10 protein-coding genes are annotated in these 12,778 nt (G+C 39.4%); 2 read left to right on the top strand and 8 right to left on the bottom strand.

The annotated features are described in order from the left end of the window. Positions 1 to 172: 172 nt before the first annotated feature. A complete protein-coding gene (locus MTCD1_RS06750; protein WP_057179552.1) occupies positions 173 to 1,297 on the top strand; it encodes a hypothetical protein in 1,125 nt (374 codons plus the stop codon). A 72-nt stretch (positions 1,298 to 1,369) separates the two neighbouring features. Beyond that, complete coding sequence (locus tag MTCD1_RS06745; protein WP_057179551.1) at positions 1,370 to 3,433, top strand: YjbH domain-containing protein; 2,064 nt, start codon at positions 1,370 to 1,372, stop codon at positions 3,431 to 3,433. 117 nt (positions 3,434 to 3,550) lie between these two features. On the opposite strand, the gene MTCD1_RS06740 is transcribed toward MTCD1_RS06745, so the two are convergent. From MTCD1_RS06740 to MTCD1_RS06705, 8 genes are all read right to left on the bottom strand, one after another. Further along, positions 3,551 to 4,948, bottom strand: a complete 1,398-nt coding sequence (locus tag MTCD1_RS06740; protein WP_235013363.1) for an undecaprenyl-phosphate glucose phosphotransferase — start codon at positions 4,946 to 4,948, stop codon at positions 3,551 to 3,553. 75 nt (positions 4,949 to 5,023) lie between these two features. Further along, a complete protein-coding gene (locus MTCD1_RS21705; RefSeq protein ID WP_235013362.1) occupies positions 5,024 to 5,227 on the bottom strand; it encodes a hypothetical protein in 204 nt (67 codons plus the stop codon). Positions 5,228 to 5,294: 67 nt separating this feature from the next. Beyond that, positions 5,295 to 6,254 (bottom strand): acetyltransferase, encoded by a 960-nt coding sequence (locus MTCD1_RS06735; protein ID WP_057179549.1) that lies wholly within the window; start codon positions 6,252 to 6,254, stop codon positions 5,295 to 5,297. A gap of 82 nt (positions 6,255 to 6,336) precedes the next feature. Further along, positions 6,337 to 6,984, bottom strand: coding sequence for an adenylyl-sulfate kinase (cysC, locus tag MTCD1_RS06730; RefSeq protein WP_057179548.1), 648 nt, complete (start codon positions 6,982 to 6,984; stop codon positions 6,337 to 6,339). A 74-nt stretch (positions 6,985 to 7,058) separates the two neighbouring features. Next, positions 7,059 to 8,786: an SLC13 family permease gene (locus tag MTCD1_RS06725; RefSeq protein ID WP_057179547.1), complete on the bottom strand. Its 1,728-nt coding sequence runs from the start codon at positions 8,784 to 8,786 to the stop codon at positions 7,059 to 7,061. A 73-nt stretch (positions 8,787 to 8,859) separates the two neighbouring features. Then, on the bottom strand, positions 8,860 to 10,272 hold the full coding sequence (cysN, locus tag MTCD1_RS06720) for a sulfate adenylyltransferase subunit CysN (protein ID WP_057179546.1): 1,413 nt from the start codon (positions 10,270 to 10,272) through the stop codon (positions 8,860 to 8,862). 104 nt (positions 10,273 to 10,376) lie between these two features. Further along, a complete protein-coding gene (cysD, locus tag MTCD1_RS06715) occupies positions 10,377 to 11,285 on the bottom strand; it encodes a sulfate adenylyltransferase subunit CysD (RefSeq protein WP_057179545.1) in 909 nt (302 codons plus the stop codon). Positions 11,286 to 11,714: 429 nt separating this feature from the next. After that, positions 11,715 to 12,365: an ABC transporter ATP-binding protein gene (locus MTCD1_RS06705; protein ID WP_057179543.1), complete on the bottom strand. Its 651-nt coding sequence runs from the start codon at positions 12,363 to 12,365 to the stop codon at positions 11,715 to 11,717. Positions 12,366 to 12,778: the final 413 nt, after the last annotated feature.

The following is a 12,778-nucleotide window of genomic DNA, read 5'->3' as shown; positions in this document are numbered from 1 at the left end:
TAATGTAAAAAAAGATAAAATTATGATTATTAATGACTAAAGTTTAAAGCTTAACCATTGTGTTAGTGATTACAACTCGGTATCATCTTGATACAAAAATTCATTTATCCATGAGTCAGTAGGAATTCTTAATAATTTCTATACCCTCTGTTAATATATAAGGTAATTAAGAATGAAAAAAATAGTTCACTTAACACTTGCTGCAAGTATAGCTTTGGCTTTAACCGCTTGTCACAATGATAAAAAAGATGCCCCTGTGATTGAACCACCACCTGTCCCAGTTGTTCCAGCAACATTGGATATTTCTGGTGCTGCAGTTAAAGGTGCATTAATTGGCGCTAAAGTTCAAATATACAGAGCAAGCGATATCGCTTTGGCAACACCACTTACTACAGAACCTGCAGATGTACAAACAGATGAAAATGGTGATTACACGGCGACTGTAGTAGACGCCAGTGGTGAAGCTATTGTAGGTGCACTAGTGGTTAATATTACCGCTGATGATGACACGGTAATGCGCTGTGACGCTGCCGTAATGTGTGCTGATGGTACGCTTCGTGGTGAAAACATTCCAAATGAAGAAATTGCCGGTATATCAGTGAGTACCCTTACTTTCGCTGCAGTTGATGCAGATGGAGAAAGTATTGCCATTGACGCTGATGCAAACACCTTTACCACAATGGCTACCGATGCGGTATTCTCTCAATTAGCGATAAATACAAACTTAGACATTGATAACCTTTCTTTTGAAGGTGTTGTGGCCTTGCAAAAAAATGCCTCTTTAATAGTGGGTGAAATATTGGGCATAGATTTATCATCAACTAATATTTATGATATTAAAATTGTTGACTCTACCGACACTCAAGCTTTCGCAGATGCGGCAGCTGCAGCTGGCGACAATGTAGATGTTACCACTCAGTTAACCTCGTTTAATGCGGCACTTGCTGTTTTAGACACAACAGGTAGTACTATTAGCGCAACTATTAACAACTACGTACAAACAGTTGCTGTTGTTTCAACAACTTTAGTGGATGCTCTTGCTGAAGGTACTGATATCGCTATTGCCTTAGCCGAACCAGATGCAGTAGCTGCTCTAGCAGTACTAGCTCCTGCTCAAACAGCAATATCTGACGAAGCTACGCTTATCCAAGATGCAGTTCAGACAGATATTGATAATAATGATGACATAGACATTGTTATTGAGAAAGTAATTATCCCTGCTATTGTTCCTCCAATTGAAATTGACCTAGGTGACATCATTGTTCCTACAGGTGCAACTGGTGGTACTGGTGGCTAATTAGTCATCCACTTGATTAAACCCGCCTCATGGCGGGTTTTTTATTGCAATTTTTAACAGGATACAACTCAGATGAAGCGCAGTTTTCTTGCCTTATTTATCATGCTACCCGCCATCGCCACAGCCGATCAAGAAGTATCAACGTCTTTTCAGGGCTATAGTGGCCTAATCAATACGCCAACGGCTGAACTGTTCAATAGTGGTGAGTTTTATTTTCAATACAGTAATCAAACTGAATTTGAAGGCGCATATAATAATACCCCAAACTTTCATTTCGGCATTGGTTTATGGGACTTGGTCGAAATTTCAGGCCGTAATGCTGCTCATGGTGAAAGTTTTAACGGTTCATCCGACCTTTCAGCCAATATTAAGCTTGGCATCCCTTATGTCCCAAAGGAGTGGTTTAGCTTAGCCATAGGCATACAAGATATTGGCGGAGCCACTAACGCCAGCTTACACGATGCAAAATATATAGTCGCATCAAAAGGCTTTTATGAAAATATAAGCTTGTCAGCAGGCCTAGGTCAGAGTGAATCTAGCCAAGGTCGACTTAATGGCATCTTTGGCAGCATTGCATGGCAAGCATATGACTGGGCCAAAATATCATTAGAATATGACGCCGCCGATACCAACCTTGGCTTGCACCTGTCAACGCCACAACACTGGTTTAATAATGGCCTAAGATTAACAGCCAATGTGTTGGCCTATAGCTCAAGTGAGCAACTGCGCGATGAGTTTTACTATGGTGTTGGCCTAACTATGCCACTAGAATCGCCAGCTAAATACAGCAAACAACAACAAAAATCTACTAGCTCACAATACCACTGGGGCCAAAGCCACATAGATAGCACCGGCACCCTAGAAAAAGTTAAAAACAGACTGGTTAAAGAGGGTTTCGAGTCAATAAAAGTTGGTAGAAGCGGCCATTCTACCGCGTATATCGAGTTAGAAAATCATATCTATAACCGTAATCAACTCGACGGGTTAGGCGTAGCACTGGGATTGATCAGTACAGGCCTCAACAAAGAATACACTAATTTTAAGTTGGTGCTTAAAGAACGCGAAGTGCCGATTCTGGTAGTCACTGGTTCGTTAGCCGATTACCGTGCGTTCTTAAATGACCAACAACCATTGAAGATTGAAATTTCAACTGACACTTTTTCTTCGCAGCAAGAAGTGCGATTAGCCGATAATAACAATGCCAATAGTTCCTGGTTAAAACCGCGCTTTACTTTTTCACCGTCGATAGTTTCTGCCGTTGGCACTGAATATGGCATGTATGATGCTTCGCTTGCCTTAGTCAGTCATCTTGAACTGCCATTATGGCCAGGTGGTGTATTATCTGCTACTCACATGACACAATTGGCAGAAACTGAAGACTTTAAAGACGGCCGCTACTTCGATGATTGGAAGCAAAAAACTGGCATAAAAGACTATAGTTTACATCAAACTTTTTCCCTGCCTTTTAACATTAAGAACATGACTTTTGCGGGAAGGTATCGTTACAGCTATAATTTTTTGGCCAATGAAATCCGCTGGCAAAGTGGCGATGGCGGGCATAGAGTTAATTTACTAACGGCCAAATATGAAAATCAGGAAATTGCCGAAATAAAGCCATATCAAGGATGTAACATCTTATTTTTGGCCTGTTGGCCACCAAGAGAAGCGGCTGAAAGAGAAGTGATGCTTGCAATGTACCGTTATTACTCTACGGAACTTGATGCTTCAGCTGAAATACAGATTGGTCAATACTGGCAGCAAGATAAAGGATTCTCTTTCAAGCTAGAACGAATGTTTGGTGATGTAACAATTAACCTTAACTATAAAAACACCAAAATTGACAATCAAGAAGCGAATCAATTTGTTGGCCTCGGTTTTTCAATCCCACTGACACCACGCAAAGACCATAGCAATAAATACATTCAAGTAAGAGGCACGCCAAAATGGAACTATACTATTAACACCCTAGTAGGCTTAAATGGTAAAAACCTCAATGACTTAACACCAGGAACTGGTGACTCTGCACGAATATTCTATAACCTTAACAACTTTTACTACAACTACGACCGTTTAGGCAAAACATACCTTTATAACAATGCCAGTCGCCTAAAGCAGGCCTTTGCTCTAATCAAATAGTTGATACTTTCCAACACACCAGAGCGACAATATTATCGTTCTGGTTGTTCGGCTATGGCTTAGAAGACTAGGGCACTGAAGGTTGTTACAACAACAGCATATATAGCAACTTGTTAGCTAATAAGCATTCTTATCGGTAAAGCTTTTAAATACTGTCGAAATAACTATTTTAAGATCAAAACCAAGCGACCAGTTCCGGATATAATCAAGATCATATTCTATACGCTTTTCCATTTTTTCTAGAGTATCTGTCTCACCGCGCAAGCCATTAACTTGCGCCCAGCCAGTAATTCCAGGCTTAACTTTATGTCGTAACATATAACCGTTGATAATCGTCCTATATTCTTCATTATGAACAACGGCATGAGGGCGAGGCCCAACGATAGACATTCGACCTTGTAATACATTAAAAAACTGCGGTAACTCATCTAATGATGATGAACGAATAAAACCTCCGATTGGCGTTAAACGAACGTCATTCTTTTTGGCCTGAGTAACTTTATCAGCATTTTCCATTACCGTCATAGAACGAAATTTCCATACTTCAATAGCTTTACCATCAATTCCGTAACGGGTTTGCTTAAATAAAATAGGACCTCGAGAAGTTATTTTAATAGCAATACTCATTGCTAAAATAATGGGAGAAATTAACAATAAAATAAGAGCTGATAAGACTAGGTCTTCAATGCGCTTAACTATCGCATTGCTACCGTCAAGCGGTGAGTCGTAAATACTAATGGTTGGAATACCAGCAATAACATCGCTCCTTGCATGCAAGAGCTCAAACATAAATATATCCGGTACTATATACACAGAAGTAGTGCTATCAGCAAGTTCAGTCATAAGCCACTTTATTCGCTCTTCTGCGCGCATTGGCAGCGTAATATAAACGCGATCTATGTTACCTTTTTTACAGGCAACTACAAGTTTCTCTAAATCACCTTTACACTCTATATTTTCAAAATCTTGGCCTACTTTATAGTCATCATAGTAACCATTAAATATGAGACCTAAAGATTGATTGTCTGCTATTTTATTGACCAATTTCCGACCAAGTGCCCCGCCACCAGCAATAATGAAAGAACGCGTGTTGAAGCCTTTTCTACGTACAAAAGAAAGAATAAATCGTAAACAAACTCGATAACTTATTAAAGATAAAAGTCCGATGGCAAACCATTTTATCATTAGCCTATCGAGCAACACTTCTTGTGGAGCATAGCTTAGCGCAAGAGAACAAATACTAGCCGAGATGCACCAATAAACAGTGGTTGTTTTAATTTCTTTAAATAGCGATAAACCACGCCATGATATATAAAGACTGCCTAACTCACTCAAAAAGTGAAACAAGAAGGCTACAAATATGGCGGCCACAGTATGGTTTATATTCCATGGCTGAGTATGAAACGTATTAACTATAAATAAACTACCAATAATAACCACAATATCTAATATTCTATGTAAAATAGATATTAAAGCTTGGTTAGTACGTAAGATCCCTTCATTTTCAATCATCATTAACTACTTATAAGTATTTATATTCAAGTTATTTGGACCATCACATGCCATGAAGCCATAGTACAGGAGTACAAACTATAGTGCTTTATAAATTTCTATCGCTTCTTGGAGGTCAGCATAAAAAGTTAACTTACCGTCAGGTAAAACAATGGCACTATCACAAAACTCTTCAATCTCTTTAATTTCATGACTAACCATGATCACAGTACATGAACCAATAAAAATGTACTTTACTAGGAGATATTTCGTCATTCCGGCGGTGTATTGGCCGGAATCCATTATCTGTTAAAGCCTCGAATACATACTTTACTGAGTCGATAACAATTAAATAGCAGGTTTCTATAAATTAACGACGGTAATAACAGTCAACAAGTTCAATAAATTCCTTTAATGAAGCATGAGCGAGGACATTAATTCCCGCAGCGGCAGCTCTGCCGCCACCGGTGTTAAATTTACTACAAAGATCTCCAGCCCCCTGCTTATTATTTAGTGGCGCTCGCAATGAAACAAGGTAGCTGCCCTCTTTGTTTTTAGTCAAAACCACATGTGAAGAGTTTGGTGTTTTATTGGCTAATAAGTTGCCATAAACACCACTGATACGTCGTGACCATGCTTCATCAGGTAACTCATATACCGATAGGAACTCACTTTGATGATTTGCCGAGATCGACAAGGCATTATCCATATCCTGTTGGTACACTTTTCGTAACTTATAAAAAGCAGAGTGCTGATCTGAAATAACATCAAATGGTGAGCGATATGCTAATAATATTTTAAATAACTCAGCAGGATGGAAATGTAAATCAGCAACACTCGCGCCATAACCATTATAATTAATTAACACCCCAAGCTCTTTTAGTTGCTCAGCTTGCGTTAAAGAGTAACCCGCTTGCTTAGCAAGTTCATCGGCTTTAGCAATCAAATTATCCCCATAGGCAGCAGTAATAGCCCAGGCGTGATATTTACCGGCTAACAATTTATCAATAATTAAACTCGTACAAGTGTTTGCATCTAAATCTATGTGTGCAGCAAAGTTTTTATGCTCAGGAATATCACCTGTTCGATGATGATCAGCATAAAAGACTTTAGCACCTGCCTGTAACGCCTGATTCACCTCCTCACTATTTTTCTCCATTGAAATATCTAAAATAGTAAGGCTATCGCCTTTATTCACCTTTACATTTTTTACCAGCTTAATATTACGCTTAACCCCCGTAATCAATTGGCTATCTAAAGGGGTTTCGAACCGTAACTGTAATAATGCGATGATGCCATCAGCATCACCGTTAAAAATATCGTAAATCATAATAATCCATACAACGAGTGAGAGGGGGTCTGATAAGTTAAGCGCAAGTAACTACCAAAAAATGAGCAGCAACATTAAAATACTACCCTGAGCAAGGCAGTAGGTATCCTTGCTCTTGTAAATAGTTAACAACTTGTTGAGCACACGCTTCAATCGATTTACCCGCTGTTTTAATGTGAACTTCTGGTTTTACCGGTAACTGGTAAACTGAGTCAATACCGGTAAAGTTTTTAATTTCGCCAGCACGGGCTTTCTTGTATAAACCTTTAGGATCGCGTGATTCACAAATCTCAATAGGTGTATCGATAAACACTTCAATAAATTGCCCGGCTGCAAGTTGTTCGCGCACCATATTACGGTCGGCAATAAAAGGGGAAATAAATGCGCTTGAAACTAATAATCCAGCATCAACAAACAGTTTAGCTACTTCACCAATACGGCGAATATTTTCAACTCTATCAATATCTGAAAAACCTAAATCACCGTTTAAACCATGACGTACATTGTCACCATCTAACACATAGGTTTTAGCTTGACGCTGGTGCAACATAAGATCAACTGCATTGGCTACCGTTGATTTGCCCGAACCACTTAAACCAGTAAACCAAAGCACTGCCGCTTTATGGCCATTTAGTTTTACATGATCACCATGCGAAACACTCGCTTGATGCCAAACAACATCAGATGACTTGTCACCATCTACTTCTTTTTCCACATAAGGGTTATTCATAAAAACTCCGTTAACATGACTAGTGCTTAGTAAGTTGGCGGTTGGCTGATAACTTACTACTAATAAACTTTCGTTTATAGTCCAAAAACAACCACAATCATGGTCACTGCGGTGATGCTATAAGCGATACTTACAGGAACACCCACTTTAATAAAATCATTCAACTTATATTGACCGGCAGTAAAAACCATTAAATTGGTTTGGTAGCCGTAAGGGCTAATAAAACTCGCACTTGCACCAAAAGCCACTGCCATTATAAATGCGGTTGGATTGGCATCAATGCTAGTTGCTAATCCATAAGCGATGGGAAAAACCAAAGCAGCGGCCGCATTATTGGTTACTAACTCGGTCAGTAGCCAGGTAGTTACATAGATAGCGATTAATGCAACAAGTGGACTGAAAGCATCACGATGCTCGCTTATTAACAGATTAAACGCATCAATCACTCCCGTATTTTGCAACGCATAAGAGAGCACAATAGCGGAGGAGATAATAACCCATAACTCTATTGGGAAACGACGCAATAATTCATTGGTACTAAAACAACCCGTCAATAAAAGAACACCAAGTAATAACAAAACGGCTTTAAACAAAGAAATAATACCAATGGCGGATAAAACAATTGCCGTAAGAAAGCCAACAACCGCTAACCACTCTTTTTTACCGGACAAACGTGAATCTAATTCAATATCAGAAAGTAAAATGAAATTTTTACGAATATTACGACGAGATTTAAAATCTTCGCCCACAGCCAACACTAAAAAATCACCCGGTTTTATTTTTAATTGACCAATTTTACCCGACACCTTTTCACCATCACGCTTAATCGCCACAACAGCAGCATCAAACAGAGAACGAAAGCCAACTGATTTTAATGTTTTTCCGGTCAAAATACTTTCTGGTCGTACAACTACTTCACATAAATTATTAACAGAAAGGCCATTTTTTTCCGCAAAAATCGACAAACCATCAAATAGATATAGTTGACTTACTTTTGAAATATCACCACTGAATATTAGTTTATCATGCGCTTGCAATATTTCAGTAGGTGCAATAGCACTCAACAAACAATCGCCACGCATGATCTCTACCAAAAACAGCGATTGCAGGTGACGTAAGCCATTTTGTTCTACTGTCTTGCCAACTAAGTTCGATGCGGAACTGATTTTAGCTTCAATAAAATAAGATTCCTTGGTAACTTTTTTAATTTGTTTATCGGGCAATAGAGGACTAAATAAATATAAGGTGATGCCACAAACAAGCACTAAACAAAGACCAACCAAGGTAAAATCAAAAAAACCAAGTGAAGGGAGACCAGCATCTAACACTAAGCTATTTATAATCAGGTTAGTTGAGGTGCCAACTAACGTTAAAGTACCGCCTAAAATAGCAGCATAAGAGAGTGGAATTAATAACTTACTCGCTGGATGGTGTGGGTTATTACGAATGGGCGCCAACATGGTTGAAACAACGGCAGTATTATTTAATAACGCCGAAGACAATACAGTAAAACTAAATAAACGCAGCCAGGTTGCCTTATAGCTAGGTTTAATAACCATTACGGCAACGAGTCGTAAAAGGCGTGTTTTTTCCAAGGCAATAGAGCATAACATTAACAAAATCAAGGTTAACAAACCTTGGTTTGATATGCTTTTAATAACTTGCTCAGTCGATACCATCTGCGTAGCAAATAATACTAATAAGGTAATACCAAACACTAAGCTAGGCCGCTGTTGGTATTTAATTAAACCGACAATAGTAGAAAGGAAAACCCCAAGCACAAAATAAGATTGAATAGACATAGAAATTAGCTACAAAGCTATAAAGAAAAAGGGCTAGAAGCATGCTTGCTTCCAGCCATCATTCCATCAAGCTTTATCCTTTGAGGATGTTTTTTGTGCCCCATTGCGGGTAATGTTTACGTACTAAGGCATTAAATTCCACTTCAAATGGACTGTAAGCATGCTCTTGTACTTTTTTAACAACTGCGTTCGAACCACTGATCATACCCGCACCAACCGTTGCATTGCTCAAACGGTCAATAATAATAAAGGCCCCTGTTGCACGGTTCTCACTGTAAGCATCAAAATGGACTTCTTTTACTACTTCAAAATTACAGCTACCAATTTCATTTAGCGCTAATTGCGTAGTTTCAGTTTTTCCCATGGTATTGACATCAATTTTATGATTGATAGCAACAACTGAGCCGATGGTAACGTTAGTACCCATTTTAATGAGGTATTCGCGATCAACATGCAAGGCATCTTCATCCATCCAAACCACATCAGCGCAGAAACTTTTACTTGATTGTGGTTTTTCATGGGGACGAACAATCATATCACCACGGCTGATATCAATTTCATCTTCGAGTGTTAACGTAATGGCCATACCCTCAAAAGCAAAATCGAGATTACCGTCAAAAGTCACAATCTCTTTAATTTTACTCTGTTTTCCAGAAGGTAGTGATTCAATGGTATCACCAACACGAATCTCACCCGAAGCGATAGTGCCAACAAAGCCTCTAAAATCAAGGTTAGGACGATTAACAGACTGCACAGGAAAACGGAACTCTTCATTGGTATCATTGTTAATTTGCACAGTATCTAATAAACGCATCAAGGGTGAGCCCGGATACCAAGGCATATGTTCGCTCTCGTTAACCACGTTATCACCTTTCAATGCCGAAATTGGCACAAAACGTATATCAGCAATCTTCAACTGTTTGGCGAACTCACGGTAGTCGGCTTTAATCTTTTGGTAAACCGCTTGATCATAATCAACCGCATCCATTTTATTCACCGCAACAATGACATGCTTAATACCCAATAAAGAGCAAATATAAGAGTGTCTACGTGTTTGTACTTGCACGCCATGACGTGCATCAATCAAGATAATAGCTAAATCACATGTTGATGCACCCGTAGCCATGTTACGTGTGTATTGCTCATGGCCTGGAGTATCGGCAATAATAAATTTACGTTTTTCTGTAGCAAAATAACGGTAAGCAACATCAATGGTGATGCCTTGCTCACGCTCTGATTGCAGACCATCGACCAATAAGGCCAGATCAAAAGCATTGTCGGTGGTATTATATTTTTTTGAATCTTTTTCAATCGCAGCCATCTGATCTTCAAAAATCATTTTACTGTCGTATAACAAACGGCCAATCAGCGTTGATTTACCATCATCGACGCTACCACAAGTGATAAAACGCATTAAATCTTTATTTTCGTGTACACGCAGATATTCTTCGATATCGTTTTTTAATAAATTATTTTCGGTGGTCATAATTATCCTTGATAGCGGTAGAAGATGTGCGATTTCAGGCTGGGCTTGAAGGTGCAGGCTCATACAACAGCTATATAATTAGTATTTGGTGCTATCGGCTTTGCTTAGAAATAACCTTCCATCTTTTTCTTTTCCATTGAGCCCGAAGAATCACTGTCAATAACACGACCTTGGCGCTCAGATGTTTTAGTTAATAACATCTCTTGGATAATTTCAGGTAATGTGGTTGCTTGAGACTCAACAGCCCCTGTTAATGGGTAACAACCTAAGGTACGAAAACGCACCATTTTCATCTCCACCTTTTCACCCTCTTTAATCGGCATACGGTCATCATCTACCATGATTAACGCACCATCACGTTCAACAACAGGACGCTTCGCTGCAAAATAAAGTGGCACCATTTCAATGTCTTCTTGGTAGATATACTGCCAAATATCAAGTTCAGTCCAGTTAGAAAGAGGGAATACACGAATGCTTTCACCACGTTCAACTTTTGAGTTATAGGTATTCCAAAGCTCAGGACGTTGGTTTTTAGGGTCCCAACGATGCTTCTTATCACGGAAAGAGTAAACACGCTCTTTAGCTCGAGACTTTTCTTCATCACGACGTGCGCCACCAAATGCGGCATCAAAACCATGTGCATCTAATGCCTGCTTTAAACCTTCTGTTTTCATGATATCTGTGTGTGTAGCACTACCATGCTCAAAAGGACTAATGCCCATTTCCATGCCGCGAGGATTTTTATGAACAATAAGTTCAAGATCGTGTTTTTCCGCTATTTTATCACGGAATGCGATCATCTCTTTAAACTTCCAGTTAGTATCAACATGCAATAAAGGAAACGGCAGTTTGCCTGGATAAAAAGCTTTACGTGCTAAATGCAATAACACCGATGAATCTTTACCAACCGAGTAAAGCATCACAGGATTATCAAATTCAGCGGCAACCTCACGCATAATATGCATAGACTCAGCCTCTAGCGCTTTAAGGTGAGTTAATCTGTTTTTTTTCATGATTTCCCTTCAATATACAATTACATATACAGTTATATATACAGTTATATATTATTATGCCTTAAAGTACTGGCATAGTTAATAAGAACTGGCGGTTTAGGATGTTAGTTTAACATGCCGATGCACTTGGCTTAGGATCGTCATCCCCGTGGTGTTTTAATCGGACGTGCCATGGATGGCACTTATTAGCAAATCAGCGGCTGCGCCCCAACCATCTACCAGTAACATTTTTATCCGCAAGTACAGCAAACCTTTGTTCGTCATCCCCGTAGGCGGGAATTTATTCGCGCTTGTACCTTATGCCTTATGCCATGGATGTGACTTATTAGATAATGCAGACGGTACAGGAAGTACTTTATTAGAGAATGCAGGAGCATATTCTCCTGACGTTTACAAAGAGTTCCTGAGTAAACTACAGAGGTATGTAGCTTAAAGGCTTTTATAAATTTCTATCGCTTCTTGGAGGTCAGCATAAAAAGTTAACTTACCGTCATGTAAAACAATGGCACTATCACAAAACTCTTCAATCTCTTTAATTTCATGGCTAACCATAATCACGTTAGCCGTATTACGTTTTTCTAATAGTGCTTGGCGGGCTTTTTGTCGAAATTTTTGATCGCCAACAGACGTTGCTTCATCAATGAGATAAATATCAAAATCTATAGCAATACAACAACCAAAGGCAAGGCGGGAGCGCATACCACTAGAATAGGTTCGTACGGGCAAGTCATACTTAATACCTAACTCAGCAAAGCTTTTAACCTTCTCTTCATATTCATCTAAATCAGCCACACCATTAACTCGGCCAATAAAGCGGGTGTTTTCACGGCCCGTCATCTGCGGATGAATGCCGGTTGCTAACGCCACAGGCCAAGATATCGCTTTGTCGGTAATCACTTTACCTTTATTGGGATATTCACTGCCTGCTAGCAGTCTAAAAAGTGTCGACTTACCGGCACCGTTAGAGCCTAAAATACCAATATTATGACCGGCGGGAATCTCGAAATTAATATCACGAAAAATATATTGTTTACCCAGATCAGAGGGGTAATATTTAGTAATGTTTTGTAATTTAATCATTCTTTTCGCTATCGGCTATCGGCTATCGCAACTATTCTAGTCCCGTAGCTGTACATAAAACAAGGGAAATATAGTTTACTAATGGACTTTCGGCGTTCTCTCCCGTAGGCGGGAATTTATTCGCGCTTGTTCTTAAATTTAATTCGTAACCCTGCGCGATTGAAATCACGCCTACAAGCACTCTCTCTACGGGCACTCTACCGTAGGCGGGAATTTATTCGCGCTTGTGCCTTATGGCATGGATGCTACTTATTAGCAAAACAGCGGCTGCGCCGCTACCATCTACCAGAAACATTTTATCCGCAAGTACAGCAAACCTTTGTTCGTCATCTCCGTAGGCGGGAATTTATTCGCGCTTGTTCCTTATGACATCGATGCTACTTATTAGCAAAACAGCGGCTGCACCGCTACTA

Source organism: Colwellia marinimaniae (genome assembly GCF_002207865.1).
In the GTDB taxonomy this organism is placed as follows: domain Bacteria; phylum Pseudomonadota; class Gammaproteobacteria; order Enterobacterales; family Alteromonadaceae; genus Colwellia; species Colwellia marinimaniae.
Note: the sequence above shows the minus strand (reverse complement) of the source record. Positions and strands in the feature narration are given on the sequence as shown.